This is a genomic window from Pseudomonas flexibilis, assembly GCF_000802425.1.
In the GTDB taxonomy this organism is placed as follows: Bacteria; Pseudomonadota; Gammaproteobacteria; order Pseudomonadales; family Pseudomonadaceae; genus Serpens; species Serpens flexibilis.
The window spans coordinates 48,004-61,496 of the sequence record NZ_JRUD01000031.1 but is presented as its reverse complement, the minus strand read 5'-3'; the positions used below and the strand labels follow the sequence as shown (position 1 = coordinate 61,496).

Below are 13,493 nucleotides of genomic sequence, written 5' to 3'. Positions count from 1 at the left end.
ATAGTCTAACACGAACCGCCCCCAGCGAGTGACCGCCCGGTGGTCCGCGGAAGCGGCAGTGGTGTATAGGAGAGGGGGCCAGAGCGTTTCGGCTGGGGTGCGGGCCGTTATTTATCTGGGCTGGATTTACCTCGGCGCATCGACATCCGGTGGCAGTCCCTGGCAGAACCACAAACCTACCGCGTCAGTCTCGACATCCCGGACGTCACACGAGAAATCATGCGGCGCAAGGAACCGGCAAAGTGTCCGGCCAGCGGCCGTACCGAGGATTACCGCGAAGCCATCGTCATTGGGTTGGCGCCAGGCGGCATTGTTCGCGCATGGGTAATGGGGTCCTGCCTGAATCCCATTGAAATCCTCCGCGCCCAAGCCGAAACCGAACCGCTGGGGCCATATCAGGGAAAGATGCAGGGCCGCTATGCACTTCCCTTGGAGCCCGCCGCCAAGGCCTACATCGAAAAGCACGGCATTCCCTATGGCTCCTGGTAAGCGTCTGCTGGGCTGTTTGCTGCTGGTTCTGTCCCTGGCAGCCAGCGCCGCCAGCGATATCGACCCTGCAGGCTGCTACGTGCTCAAAGGTGTGCGGGAAATGTACAGAATGTGATGAACATGGGAGTGGGGTGCCTGCCAGCTAAAGCGCCGCTGTCGGCCCCGTCACATTTCGGGGTCTATGCTCCTTGGCGAATCCGCTTCCTTCCCGCAGTCGAGTCCGGGACGTATCGGCCGCGGGTCCGCCATTGCATATGACAAGAGGAACCGCCATGGCTGCCGCGTCCCTTTACCCCGTCACCCCCGAACAGGCTGCCCGCACCCTTACCAACGAGGCCACCTACAAGGCCCTGTACCAGCAGTCGGTGATCAATCCCGACGGTTTCTGGCGCGAACAGGCCCAGCGCCTGGACTGGATCAAGCCCTTCACGCGCGTCAAGCAGACCTCCTTCGATGATCACCACGTGGACATCAAGTGGTTCGCCGACGGCACCCTGAATGTCTCCGCCAACTGCCTGGATCGCCATCTGGCCGAGCGAGGCGATCAGGTGGCGATCATCTGGGAGGGCGACGAGCCCGGCGATGTCCGCCACATCACCTACCGCGAGCTGTACGAGCAAGTGAACCGCTTCGCCAACGCCCTGCGCGGCCAGGATGTGCACCGGGGCGACCTGGTGACCCTCTACATGCCGATGATTCCCGAGGCCGCCGTGGCCATGCTGGCCTGCGCGCGCATCGGCGCGGTGCATTCGGTGGTGTTTGGCGGCTTCTCGCCGGAGGCGCTGGCCGGGCGCATCATCGACTGCCGCTCCAAGGTGGTGATCACCGCCGACGAGGCGCTGCGTGGCGGCCGCCACCTGCCGCTGAAGACCAATGTCGACGAGGCGCTGACCCACCCGGAAACCAACAGCGTGCGCAAGGTGATCGTGGTGCGGCGCAGCGGCGCGGACATTCCCTGGCATGCCCACCGCGACGTCTGGTACGAGGACTTGATGAAGGTGGCCGGCGACTACTGCGAGCCCAAGGAAATGTCCGCCGAGGACCCGCTGTTCGTGCTCTACACCTCCGGCTCCACCGGCAAGCCCAAGGGCGTGCTGCACACCAGCGGCGGTTACCTGCTGTACGCGGCGCTGACCCACGAGCGGGTGTTCGACTACCGGCCCGGCGAGGTCTACTGGTGCACAGCCGACATCGGTTGGGTCACCGGGCACAGCTACCTGATCTACGGGCCGCTGGCCAACGGCGCCACCACGCTGATGTACGAAGGCGTGCCCAATTACCCGGACGTCACCCGCGTGGCGCGGATCATCGACCGCCACAAGGTGAACATCCTCTACACGGCCCCCACGGCGATCCGCGCGCTGATGGCCCAGGGCCGGGCGGTGATGGAGGGCGCCGACGGCTCCAGCCTGCGCTTGCTCGGTTCGGTGGGCGAGCCGATCAATCCGGAGGCCTGGCACTGGTACTACGAAACCGTCGGCCGTTCCCGCTGCCCGATCGTCGATACCTGGTGGCAGACCGAGACCGGCGGCATTCTCATCTCGCCGCTGCCGGGGGCCACCGCCCTCAAGCCCGGCTCGGCGACCCGGCCGTTCTTCGGGGTGGTGCCGGGCATCGTCGACAACCAGGGCAACCTGCTGGAGGGCGCAGCCGAGGGCAACCTGGTGATCCTCGATTCCTGGCCCGGGCAGATGCGCACCGTGTTCGGCGACCACGACCGTTTCGTGGACACCTACTTCAAGACCTACAAGGGCATGTACTTCACCGGCGATGGCGCGCGCCGCGACGAGGACGGCTACTACTGGATCACCGGCCGGGTGGACGACGTGCTGAATGTCTCCGGCCACCGCCTGGGCACTGCCGAGATCGAGAGCGCACTGGTGGCCCACCCCAAGGTGGCCGAGGCAGCCGCGGTCGGTGTGCCCCACGACATCAAGGGGCAGGGCATCTATGTCTACGTCACCCTCATGGAGGGCGTGGCCGGCAGCGATGCACTGCAGCAGGAGCTGTGCCAGTGGGTGCGCCACGAGATCGGTCCGATTGCCGTGCCGGAGGTCATCCAGTGGGCGGCCGGGCTGCCGAAGACCCGCTCGGGGAAGATCATGCGCCGCATCCTGCGCAAGATCGCCACCGGCGACTACGACGGCCTGGGCGACACCTCGACCCTGGCCGACCCCTCGGTGGTGCAGCAACTGGTGGATCGGCACCGGCAGCTGCGGACGGCTTGAGCGACAGGCAACGGGCGACGCCCTGCGCCGCTGGCGCGCAGGTGTGTCGCCGGGTTACGAATGCCGCGAGACTTCCGGCGCGCGGCGGCCTAGAATGCGCTCTTTTCCTCCGGGCCACAGAATGCGTCCGTACCTGGACATCAGCCAGCCGCAATGACTGTCCCCACCATTGGTTTTCTTGTCTGGCCCGGTACCCGGGCGATCACGCTGGCCCTGGCCGATGAAGCCCTGCGCGTGGCGCGGCGCATCCATCCCGAGGCGGCCTACGACCTGCAGTTCTTCAAGGTCGAGGACGAAGAGGGCAGCGGCACCGCCTGGCGCCTGCCCGGCGGCGTGTGGGACGAGCGTATGGAAGGCATGAGCCGGCTGTTCCTGGTGGCCGACGAGCCGCCGCAGAACATTGCGCCACCCCTGGCCGCTGCCCTGCGCCAGCTGGCCCGGCAGGGCTGCACGCTGGTTGGTCTGTCCGCCGGGGTTTATCCGCTGGCCATGCTGGGTCTGCTGGATGGCTACCGCAGCGCGGTGCACTGGCGCTGGCAGGACGACTTCACCGAACGCTTTCCCAAGGCCATCGTCACCAGCCACCTGTTCGAATGGGACCGTGACCGCCTGAGCGCCTGTGGCGGCCTTGCGGTGCTCGACCTGCTGCTGGCCATGCTCGGTCGCGACCACGGCGCGGAACTGGCCGGCGCGGTCAGCGAGGAGCTGGTGGTCGAACGCATCCGCGAAGGCAGCGAGCGCCAGCGCGTGCCGCTGCAGAACCGCATCGGCGCCAGCCATCCCAAGCTGACCCAGGCGGTGATGCTGATGGAGGCCAACATCGAGGAGCCGCTGACCACCGACGAGATCGCCCAGCACGTCTGCGTGTCGCGCCGTCAGTTGGAGCGGATCTTCAAGCAATACCTGAACCGGGTGCCCAGCCAGTATTACCTGGAGCTGCGCCTGAACAAGGCCCGCCAGTTGCTCATGCAGACCAGCAAGTCGATCATCCAGATCGGCCTGTCCTGCGGCTTCTCGTCGGGTCCGCACTTTTCCAGCGCCTATCGCAACTTCTTCGGCACCACCCCGCGCGAGGACCGCAACCAGCACCGCAGCGGCGCGGCCCAGGAGGCCAACGCGATTGGCAAGCACACTGAAAATTAGCCTGGCAGGCTTTCGCCCGCTGCCACAGTGTATAAACTGCGCTTCCCGGGCCGTTCGGCCCGCCGAGCACATGCTTCCACTCCCTTTCAGATGGCCAGACATGGCAGGAGACGCTCCCGATGTCCGCTAAGCCCGCGCCGATTCAGCGCGCCGATTTCGATCAGTTCATGGTGCCCAACTACGCCCCCGCGCCCTTCATTCCGGTGCGCGGTCTGGGCTCGCGAGTCTGGGATCAGAGCGGTCGAGAACTGGTGGACTTCGCCGGCGGCATCGCCGTCAACGCCCTGGGCCATTGCCACCCGCGGCTGGTCGAGGCGCTGACCGAGCAGGCCGGCAAGCTCTGGCACATCTCCAACGTGTTCACCAACGAGCCGACCCTGCGTCTGGCCAAGCGCCTGGTGGACGCGACCTTTGCCGAGCGCGTGTTCTTCTGCAACTCCGGCGCCGAGGCCAACGAGGCGGCCTTCAAGCTGGCCCGTCGCGTGGCCCACGACCGTTTCGGCGAGGACAAGCACGAGATCATCTCGGCCTACAACAGCTTCCATGGTCGCACCTTCTTCACCGTGAGCGTGGCCGGGCAGACCAAGTATTCCGACGGCTTCGGGCCCAAGCCGCAGGGCATTACCCATGTGACCTACAACGACCTGGCCGGGCTGGAAGCCGTCATGTCCGACCGCACCTGCGCGGTGGTGCTTGAGCCGATCCAGGGCGAGAGCGGCATTCGCCCGGCCGACCAGGCCTACCTGGAAGGCGTGCGCCGGCTGTGCGACAAGCACAACGCGTTGCTGATCTTCGACGAGGTGCAGACCGGTGTCGGCCGCACCGGCGACCTGTATGCCTACATGCACCACGGTGTGGTGCCGGACATCCTGACCAGCGCCAAGGGCATCGGCGGCGGCTTCCCGATTGCCGCGATGCTGACCACCAGCGCGCTGGCGGCGCATTTCTCGGTGGGCGTGCACGGCACCACCTATGGCGGCAACCCGCTGGGTTGCGCGGTGGCCGACGCCCTGATCGAAATCGTCAACACCCCCGAGGTACTGAACGGCGTGAAGGCGCGCCACGAGATTTTCCGGGCGCGCCTGCAGCGTATGGGCGAACAGTACGGCCTCTTTTCCGAGATCCGCGGTCGTGGCCTGCTGATCGGCGCGCAGCTGAGCGAGCCGTGGCTGGGCAAGGCCGGGCAGGTGCTGGCGGCCGCCGAGAAGGAAGCGCTGATGGTGCTGCAGGCCGGTCCGGACGTGGTGCGCTTCGCGCCCAGCCTGGTGATCGACGAGGCGGACATCGACGAGGGCCTGCAGCGCTTCGAGCGCGCGGTGGCCCGGCTGACCACCCAGGGCTGAGTGCGGGCGGAGGACTCTGAGCATGCTGGTGATGCGCCCCGCGCAACTTTCCGACCTGGCCGAAGTGCAGCGCCTGGCGGCGATCAGCCCGGTGGGTGTCACCTCGCTGCCGGATTCCGCCGACCGGCTGCGCGAAAAGATCCTTGCCTCGGAGGCGTCGTTCGCCGCCGAGGTGGCGTTCAACGGCGAGGAAACCTATTTCTTCGTGCTGGAGGACACCGCGCGCGGCGGGCTGGTCGGCTGCTCAGGGCTGGTGGCCTCGGCTGGCTACACGGAGCCCTTCTACAGCTTTCGCAACGAGACGTTCGTGCACGTGTCACGCGAGCTGAACATCCACAACAAGACCCACGCCCTGTCGCTGTGCCATGACCTGACCGGCAACAGCCTGCTCGACAGCTTCTTTGTCGAGGCCGACAAGGCGCCGCCGCCGGCGGACGAACTGATTTCCCGGGGCCGCCTGCTGTTCGTCGCCGATCATCCGGAGCGCTTCGCCGACTCGGTTGCGGTCGACATCCTCGGCATCAGCGACGCCCAGGGCGATTCGCCGTTCTGGGATGGCGTGGGCCGCCACTTCTTCGGCATGAGCTACGCCGAGGCCGAGCACCTGTCCGGTGTGAAGAGCCGCAGCTTCCTGGCCGAGCTCATGCCCCACTACCCGATCTACGTGCCATTGCTGTCCGATGAGGCCCAGGAGGCCATGGGCGAGGTCAATCCCGATGCCCAGGCGTCCTTCGACATCCTCACCCGCGAAGGCTTCGAGACCGAGCATTACATCGATATCTTCGACGGCGGCCCGACCCTGCACGCGCGTACCTCGGCGATTCGGTCCATCGTGCACAGCCAGCAACTGGAGGTGCAGTTGAGCGATGCGCCGCTGGCGCAGGGCGGTCGTACCTGGCTGGTCGCCAACGGGCTGCTGCAGGATTTCCGCGCGCTGCTGGTCGAGCTGGACTGGGAGCCGGGCATGCCGCTGTACCTCGACCGCACCACCGCCGAGGCGCTGGGCGTCGGCGAAGGCGCCAGTGTGCGCTTGGTGGCGTTATGAACCAGGCCCATAAATTCGTCGGGCCGGCGGAGGAAGCATGATCGTTCGTCCCGTGCGCAACACGGACCTCTCGGCCCTGATCGAGCTGGCACGCAGTGCCGGCGCCGGCCTGACCTCCCTGCCCGCCAGCGAGGAACGCATGGCGCAGCGGGTACGCTGGGCCGAGTTGAGCTTTCGCGGCGAGGCCGAGCGGGCCGACGCCGACTACCTGTTCGTGCTGGAGAGCGATGACGGCGAGGTGGTGGGCATCTCCGCCATGACCGGTGCGGTCGGCCTGCGCCAGCCCTGGTACAACTACCGGCTGGGCCTGATGGTCTGCGCGTCGCTTGAACCGCGCATCCATCGAGAGATCCCCACCCTGTTCCTGGCCAACGACCTGACCGGCAGCACCGAGATGTGCTCGCTGTTCCTGCACGCCGATTTCCGCCGTGGCCAGCACGGCCGCCTGCTGTCGCGGGCGCGTCTGCTGTTCCTGGCTGAGTTCCGCGCGCTGTTCGCCGACCGGGTGATCGCCGAGATGCGCGGCATCTCCGACGAACAGGGGCGTTCGCCGTTCTGGGACAGTCTCGGCCGGCACTTCTTCAAGATGGATTTCAACCGCGCCGACTACCTGACCGGGGTCGGCGACAAGGCCTTCATCGCCCAGTTGATGCCCAAGTTCCCGCTCTACACCTGCTTCCTCACCGAGGAAGCGCGGGCGGTCCTCGGCCATGTGCACGCCGAGAGCGAGCCGGCGCTGACCATGCTCAAGAGCGAAGGGTTCCGCCATCAGGGCTACGTGGACATCTTCGACGGTGGTCCGGCGCTGGAGTGCGAGACCGACCGCATCCGTGCGATCCGCGACAGTCGCCTGGCGGTGCTGGCGGTGGGTACGCCCGGTGACGACGCCATCGATTACCTGATTCACAACCGCAAGCGCGAAGATTGTCGTGTGACGGTCGGCCCGGCCCGCATGGCCGCCGGTTCGCTGGTGGTCGATCCGCAGACCGCCGCACGCCTGCAGTTGCAGCCAGGTGCCCAGGTGCGTGCCGTGCCGTTGCGGCCGATCGCCTTGCCCGTCTGAGTTTCACCCCTTTGTTCAGATGCCCGAAGCGTGCCGAGCCGCCTTCGGGCTTTTCTTTTTCCTGAGGAGTTTTGTCATGAGCCAATCCCTGCAACTGATCCTTGAAGACGCCGATGGCCAGCAGCAGCCGGCCAGCTGCGAGCGCTTTGCGGTGCTCTGGCAGGGCCGCGAGGTGTGGATCCAGCAGGATGGCAGCGGCCAGCTGCTGATCGGTGTGGACACCGAGGAAGGCGACAGCGAGTACGCCAACCTGGTGCTGCGCCCGCTGGCCAGCAATCTGGTGGGTATCCAGCTGGAAATGGAGCCGATGGGTGATGAGGACGAGGGCCATGTGCATGGCCCCGATTGCGGCCACGATCATTGATGAGCGCAGCGGCTGCGATAGCCCTTGCCAATTGCATAAACCCCTGCAGTTCGCGGTCCGGGCCTATATAATGCCGCCCTTTGCCGTCAGTCCCGTGGTGGCTGGCCGTTCGCCGTTTTTCCCTCGGATGAATCTATGAAAAGCGCAGAAATCCGTGAAGCCTTCCTGAGCTTCTTCGAAGAGAAGGGGCACACCCGTGTGGCCTCCAGTTCGCTGATTCCGGCGAACGACCCGACGCTGCTGTTCACCAACGCCGGCATGAACCAGTTCAAGGACTGCTTCCTCGGCCTGGAGAAGCGCGCCTATACCCGTGCCACCACCAGCCAGAAGTGCGTGCGTGCCGGTGGCAAGCACAACGACCTGGAAAACGTCGGCTACACCGCACGCCACCACACCTTCTTCGAAATGCTGGGCAACTTCAGCTTCGGCGACTATTTCAAGCGCGATGCCATCCATTACGCCTGGGAGTTCCTGACCTCCGAGAAGTGGCTGAACCTGCCCAAGGAAAAGCTCTGGGTGACGGTGTACGCCACCGATGACGAGGCCTACGACATCTGGACCCAGGAAGTCGGCGTACCGGCCGAGCGCATGGTGCGCATCGGCGACAACAAGGGTGCCCCCTACGCCTCGGACAATTTCTGGGCGATGGGTGACACCGGCCCCTGCGGCCCGTGCACCGAGATCTTCTTCGACCACGGCGAACACATCTGGGGCGGCCCGCCCGGCTCTCCGGAAGAGGACGGTGACCGCTACATCGAGATCTGGAACAACGTGTTCATGCAGTTCAACCGCACCGCGGACGGCGTCCTGCACCCGCTGCCGGCGCCGAGCGTGGACACCGGCATGGGCCTGGAGCGCATCAGCGCCGTGCTGCAACACGTGAACTCGAACTACGAGATCGACCTGTTCCAGCGCCTGCTCGACGCCGCCGCCCAGGCGATCGGTTGCGCCAACGAAGGCCAGGCCTCGCTGAAGGTGGTGGCCGACCACATCCGTTCCTGCGGCTTCCTGATCGCCGACGGCGTGACGCCGTCCAACGAAGGCCGCGGCTACGTGCTGCGCCGTATCATTCGCCGCGCCTGCCGCCACGGCAACAAGCTGGGCGCCAAGGGCACCTTCTTCCACAAGATCGTCGCCGCCCTGGCCGCCGAGATGGGCGAAGCCTATCCGGAGCTCAAGCAGCAGCAGGCGCATATCGAGCGCGTGCTGAAGAACGAAGAGGAGCAGTTCGCCAAGACCCTGGAGCAGGGCCTGAAGATCCTCGAGCAGGACCTGGCCGAGCTGTCCGGCAGCGTGATTCCGGGCGAAGTGGTGTTCAAGCTGTACGACACCTACGGTTTCCCGGTCGACCTGACCGCCGACATCGCCCGCGAGCGCGAGCTGAGCGTCGATGAGGCAGGCTTCGAGCGCGAGATGCAGGCCCAGCGCGAGCGCGCCCGCTCGGCCAGCGCCTTCGATCTGGATTACAACAGCCTGGTCAAGGTGGAGGGCGAAACCCGCTTCACCGGCTACCAGGGCACTTCCGGCACCGGCACCGTGCTGGCGCTGTTCAAGGAAGGCATGAAGGTCGACAGCTTGAGCGCGGGCGAGGAGGGCGTGGTGGTGCTCGACCAGACGCCGTTCTATGCCGAATCCGGCGGCCAGGCCGGTGACTGCGGTTACCTGAGCCTGGACGGTGTGCGTTTCGACGTGCGCGACACCCGCAAGGCCGGCGGCGCCTTCCTGCACCACGGCATCCTGGATGCCGGCAGCCTGAAGGTCGGTGATTCGGTACAGGCCGTGGTCGACGCCTCGGTGCGCCAAGCCACCGCGCTGAACCACTCCGCCACCCACCTGCTGCACGCCGCGCTGCGCCAGATCCTCGGCGAGCACGTGAGTCAGAAGGGCTCGCTGGTGGACAGCCAGCGCCTGCGCTTCGACTTCAGCCACTTCGAGGCCATCAAGCCGGAGGAAATCCGTGCCCTCGAAGCCCTGGTCAACGCCGAGATCCGCAAGAACAGCGCGGTAGACGTCGAGGAAACCGACATCGAGACCGCCAAGGCCAAGGGCGCCATGGCGCTGTTCGGCGAGAAGTACGGCGACCAGGTGCGCGTGCTGACCATGGGCGGCGGCTTCTCCGTCGAGCTGTGTGGTGGCACCCACGTGTCGCGCACCGGCGACATCGGTCTGTTCAAGATCGTCAGCGAAGGCGGCGTGGCTGCCGGCGTGCGGCGTATCGAGGCAGTCACCGGCGAGCTGGCGCTGGCCTACCTGAACGGCGCCGAAGAGCAGCTCAAGGAAGCCGCCAATCTGGTCAAGGGCAGCCGCGAGAACGTGCTGGACAAGCTGTCCGCCCTGCTGGAGCGCAACCGCCAGCTGGAGAAGGAGGTGGAGCAGCTCAAGGCCAAGGCAGCCAGCGCCGCCGGCGACGACCTAGCCGGATCGGCCGTGGAGATCAAGGGCGCCAAGGTGCTCTCCGCGCGGCTCGACGGCCTGGACGGCAAGGCGCTGCTGGCGCTGGTCGACCAGTTGAAGAACAAGCTGGGCAGCGCCGTGGTGCTGCTCGGTGGCGTACAGGATGACAAGGTGGTGCTGGTGGCCGGTGTCACCCAGGACCTGACCGGCAAGCTCAAGGCCGGCGACTTGATGAAACAGGCGGCCGCGGCCGTCGGCGGCAAGGGCGGTGGTCGCCCGGACATGGCGCAAGGCGGCGGCACCGATGCCGCGCAGCTGGATGCCGCGCTGGCGCTGGTACGCGGTTTCGCTGAACAGGGGCTGTAACGACAGCCAGCGGGGCAGGCAGCGCGTCCGGCCTGTCCCGTTCTCAAGACCCCTCCGGGGTCAGATGGGCGCCCCCAGGGACTCAGATGGTTTGATGACATGGCTTTGATCGTACAAAAGTTTGGCGGCACCTCTGTCGGCAGCGTCGAGCGAATCCAGCAGGTGGCTGACAAGATCAAGAAATTCCGCGAGCGGGGCGACGATATCGTCGTGGTGGTGTCCGCCATGAGCGGCGAAACCAACCGCCTGATCGATCTGGCCAAGCAGATTACCGATGGCCGGCCGGTCCCGCGCGAACTGGACGTGATGGTGTCCACCGGCGAGCAGGTGACCATCGCCCTGCTGGCCATGGCGCTGATCAAGCGCGACGTCCCGGCGATTTCCTACACCGGCAGCCAGGTGCGCATCCTCACCGACAGCTCGCACACCAAGGCGCGCATCCTGCAGATCGACGACCAGCGCCTGCGCGCCGACCTCAAGGCCGGGCGCGTGGTGGTGGTGGCCGGCTTCCAGGGCGTGGACGAGCAGGGCAACATCACCACCCTGGGTCGCGGTGGCTCGGACACCACGGCGGTGGCGCTGGCCGCCGCCCTGAAGGCGGATGAGTGCCAGATCTACACCGACGTGGACGGCGTCTACACCACCGATCCGCGCGTGGTGTCCCGCGCGCGCCGGCTGGAGAAGATCACCTTCGAGGAGATGCTGGAAATGGCCAGCCTCGGTTCCAAGGTGCTGCAGATCCGTTCGGTCGAGTTCGCCGGCAAGTACAACGTCCCGCTGCGCGTCCTGCACAGCTTCAAGGAGGGTCCGGGCACCCTCATTACCATCGATGATGAAGAGGAATCCATGGAACAGCCGATCATTTCCGGCATCGCCTTCAACCGCGACGAATCCAAGCTGACCATCCGCGGCGTGCCGGACACCCCCGGCGTGGCCTTCAAGATCCTCGGCCCGATCAGCGCGGCCAACATCGAGGTGGACATGATCGTGCAGAACGTCGCGCACGATAACACCACCGACTTCACCTTCACCGTCAACCAGGTCGACTACGACAACGCGCTGCGCATCCTGGAAAAGACCGCGTCGGAGATCGGCGCGCGCGTCGTGCATGGCGACCCGAGCATTGCCAAGGTCTCCATCGTGGGTGTCGGCATGCGCTCCCACGCCGGTGTGGCCAGCCGCATGTTCGAAGCCCTGGCCAAGGAAGGGATCAACATCCAGATGATCTCCACCTCGGAAATCAAGGTGTCCGTGGTGATCGAGGAGAAGTATCTGGAGCTGGCAGTGCGTGCCCTGCATACCGCCTTCGAGCTGGATGCACCGGTCAGCCAGGAAAAGAACTGAGGTTCCCGGAAGGCGCGAATCGCGCCTTCCGTCTTTTTTGGCCGGCCTGCCGGAACTGTCTTCGGGGGGCTGGTCAATATTTGGGCGATTGCACGCGCTGCGTGGATGAGGCCCCTTTTGTTTTTTGCAGATTGAATCGAAACATCCGTGTAAGGAGAAAAGGAATGCTGATTCTGACCCGTCGGGTAGGGGAAACCCTTATGGTGGGTGACGATGTCACCGTCACCGTTCTGGGCGTCAAGGGCAACCAGGTGCGCATTGGCGTCAACGCACCGAAAGAGGTGGCCGTTCACCGCGAAGAAATCTACCAGCGCATCCAGAAAGAGAAGGACCAGGAACCAAGCCACTAATTTTTCTAAGTTTTTTCAAACTTAGGGCTTTGCAAGCGGGGTAAAGCTGTATATCATGCGCCCCGTGTTGCGGAGAGGTGGCCGAGTGGCCGAAGGCGCTCCCCTGCTAAGGGAGTACACCTCAAAAGGGTGTCGGGGGTTCGAATCCCCCCCTCTCCGCCATTATTTGCTTGCCTGGGCAAGCAGCGTTTTGCGGACTCATAGCTCAGCTGGATAGAGTACTCGGCTACGAACCGAGCGGTCGGAGGTTCGAATCCTCCTGAGTCCGCCATCTTCTACCAGATGGCTCCTGCAGCGATCAGGTACGCGTCAAGCCAGCGGTGATCTGGTTTACCAAGCACCAAGACGGACTCATAGCTCAGCTGGATAGAGTACTCGGCTACGAACCGAGCGGTCGGAGGTTCGAATCCTCCTGAGTCCGCCATCTTTTACCGGATGGCTCCTGTAGCGATCAGGTAAGCGTCAAGCCAGCGGTGATCTGGTTTATCAAGCGCCAACGACGGACTCATAGCTCAGCTGGATAGAGTACTCGGCTACGAACCGAGCGGTCGGAGGTTCGAATCCTCCTGAGTCCGCCACATTGAGAAGCCCGCAGCAATGCGGGCTTTTTGCTTTTCAGCCTCCTGCCATCACGCAACCGTGCTCGTCGAACCGAACGGTGCGCGTGCCGCCCTTCCTGTCCGTGTACTGATAGCGGGTCAGGCCGTGGTTCCGGGTGATCCTGTCAGGTTTTCCCAGTGCGCTCTCGATGTCGGCGCGGCTCAGGCCGGCGCGGATCTCCTGGCGGACCATGGCGGTGCGTCGTTCCTGGGCATTCAGCAGGCCGCCACAGGGCAGCGCCTGCTCCTGGCCGCTGACCTTGCCCCGGTTCGGATGGTGCGGCTGGGGAGAGGGGGCTGGCAGGCTGTTCGCCGGCTGCAGGCGCAGTGCTTCACCGTTCGGGCAGCCGTGGTCCGAGAAGCTCACGCGACCCTGAGCATCTACGCAGCGGTAGTAGTTCGCGCCCTGGCTGGTCAGCGGCACGCCAACCAGCAGCACTCCCCAGATCAATGCATGCAATCCCTGCATGGCTTTTTACTCCTTCGTTTTTTTGCGGGGCGAGTGTAGTCGGTACGCGGAATCCTGCTCCCGTGGCATGTGTCCTGTTGCAAAGTGGGCGCGTCGCAAAACGCATCCGGTGAATGACCTGACTTTTTGCTGGCTCCATCGAACTTCCGTGGAGCGCAGCGGCCTCAGGCAGTGCTATTATCCCCGGCTCCGCCCCGAAGGGGTTTTGGAAATCCGCCCACCATGGACTTACCCAGTAGTTACTTATCCGTAATCTCGTTCGCCCTGTCGCGTATGGACTAAGGCCCCCTTCGGCG

10 protein-coding genes, 4 tRNA genes and 1 pseudogene are annotated in these 13,493 nt (G+C 65.2%); 14 read left to right on the top strand and 1 reads right to left on the bottom strand.

All coding sequences use genetic code 11. The features are described 5' to 3' along the window. Nucleotides 1-105: 105 nt before the first annotated feature. From SF06_RS16765 to SF06_RS16700, 14 genes and pseudogenes are all read left to right on the top strand, one after another. Nucleotides 106-489 (top strand): annotated as a pseudogene (locus SF06_RS16765) (DUF2931 family protein); the annotation flags it as partial. Nucleotides 490-761: 272 nt separating this feature from the next. After that, nucleotides 762-2,717 (top strand): acetate--CoA ligase, encoded by a 1,956-nt coding sequence (acs, locus tag SF06_RS16760; protein WP_027591475.1) that lies wholly within the window; start codon nt 762-764, stop codon nt 2,715-2,717. Between the two features lie 153 nt (nt 2,718-2,870). Next, nucleotides 2,871-3,860 (top strand): GlxA family transcriptional regulator, encoded by a 990-nt coding sequence (locus SF06_RS16755; RefSeq protein ID WP_027591474.1) that lies wholly within the window; start codon nt 2,871-2,873, stop codon nt 3,858-3,860. A gap of 119 nt (nt 3,861-3,979) precedes the next feature. Continuing rightward, on the top strand, nt 3,980-5,203 hold the full coding sequence (locus SF06_RS16750; protein ID WP_039562748.1) for an aspartate aminotransferase family protein: 1,224 nt from the start codon (nt 3,980-3,982) through the stop codon (nt 5,201-5,203). Nucleotides 5,204-5,225: 22 nt separating this feature from the next. After that, a complete protein-coding gene (aruF, locus tag SF06_RS16745) occupies nt 5,226-6,248 on the top strand; it encodes an arginine/ornithine succinyltransferase subunit alpha (RefSeq protein ID WP_027591472.1) in 1,023 nt (340 codons plus the stop codon). A 37-nt stretch (nt 6,249-6,285) separates the two neighbouring features. After that, nucleotides 6,286-7,311 carry an arginine N-succinyltransferase gene (gene astA / locus SF06_RS16740; RefSeq protein ID WP_027591471.1) on the top strand — a complete coding sequence of 342 codons (1,026 nt, stop codon included), beginning with the start codon at nt 6,286-6,288 and terminating at the stop codon, nt 7,309-7,311. Nucleotides 7,312-7,387: 76 nt separating this feature from the next. Further along, nucleotides 7,388-7,675 (top strand): hypothetical protein, encoded by a 288-nt coding sequence (locus SF06_RS16735; RefSeq protein WP_027591470.1) that lies wholly within the window; start codon nt 7,388-7,390, stop codon nt 7,673-7,675. 135 nt (nt 7,676-7,810) lie between these two features. Beyond that, on the top strand, nt 7,811-10,435 hold the full coding sequence (gene alaS / locus SF06_RS16730; protein ID WP_039562747.1) for an alanine--tRNA ligase: 2,625 nt from the start codon (nt 7,811-7,813) through the stop codon (nt 10,433-10,435). Between the two features lie 99 nt (nt 10,436-10,534). After that, nucleotides 10,535-11,779 (top strand): aspartate kinase, encoded by a 1,245-nt coding sequence (locus tag SF06_RS16725; protein ID WP_027591468.1) that lies wholly within the window; start codon nt 10,535-10,537, stop codon nt 11,777-11,779. 164 nt (nt 11,780-11,943) lie between these two features. Next, nucleotides 11,944-12,129 carry a carbon storage regulator CsrA gene (csrA, locus tag SF06_RS16720; protein WP_003283978.1) on the top strand — a complete coding sequence of 62 codons (186 nt, stop codon included), beginning with the start codon at nt 11,944-11,946 and terminating at the stop codon, nt 12,127-12,129. A 71-nt stretch (nt 12,130-12,200) separates the two neighbouring features. Continuing rightward, nucleotides 12,201-12,291 (top strand) — tRNA-Ser (locus SF06_RS16715). 32 nt (nt 12,292-12,323) lie between these two features. Further along, nucleotides 12,324-12,400: transfer RNA gene (locus SF06_RS16710), tRNA-Arg, on the top strand. Between the two features lie 76 nt (nt 12,401-12,476). Then, a tRNA-Arg gene (locus tag SF06_RS16705) sits at nt 12,477-12,553 on the top strand. Nucleotides 12,554-12,630: 77 nt separating this feature from the next. Next, nucleotides 12,631-12,707 (top strand) — tRNA-Arg (locus SF06_RS16700). A 37-nt stretch (nt 12,708-12,744) separates the two neighbouring features. On the opposite strand, the gene SF06_RS16695 is transcribed toward SF06_RS16700, so the two are convergent. Beyond that, the gene (locus SF06_RS16695) at nt 12,745-13,197 is read right to left on the bottom strand and encodes a DUF4124 domain-containing protein (protein WP_027590151.1); all 453 of its coding nucleotides are present in this window, start codon (nt 13,195-13,197) and stop codon (nt 12,745-12,747) included. Between the last annotated feature and the right edge of the window lie 296 nt (nt 13,198-13,493).

Coding starts and splice junctions, on each gene's coding strand:
- acs (WP_027591475.1), top strand. CDS start 762: ATGGCTGCCGCGTCCCTTTACCCCGTCACCCCCGAACAGGCTGCCCGC.
- SF06_RS16725 (WP_027591468.1), top strand. CDS start 10,535: ATGGCTTTGATCGTACAAAAGTTTGGCGGCACCTCTGTCGGCAGCGTC.
- SF06_RS16735 (WP_027591470.1), top strand. CDS start 7,388: ATGAGCCAATCCCTGCAACTGATCCTTGAAGACGCCGATGGCCAGCAG.
- SF06_RS16695 (WP_027590151.1), bottom strand. CDS start 13,197: ATGCAGGGATTGCATGCATTGATCTGGGGAGTGCTGCTGGTTGGCGTG.
- SF06_RS16755 (WP_027591474.1), top strand. CDS start 2,871: ATGACTGTCCCCACCATTGGTTTTCTTGTCTGGCCCGGTACCCGGGCG.
- aruF (WP_027591472.1), top strand. CDS start 5,226: ATGCTGGTGATGCGCCCCGCGCAACTTTCCGACCTGGCCGAAGTGCAG.
- csrA (WP_003283978.1), top strand. CDS start 11,944: ATGCTGATTCTGACCCGTCGGGTAGGGGAAACCCTTATGGTGGGTGAC.
- astA (WP_027591471.1), top strand. CDS start 6,286: ATGATCGTTCGTCCCGTGCGCAACACGGACCTCTCGGCCCTGATCGAG.
- alaS (WP_039562747.1), top strand. CDS start 7,811: ATGAAAAGCGCAGAAATCCGTGAAGCCTTCCTGAGCTTCTTCGAAGAG.
- SF06_RS16750 (WP_039562748.1), top strand. CDS start 3,980: ATGTCCGCTAAGCCCGCGCCGATTCAGCGCGCCGATTTCGATCAGTTC.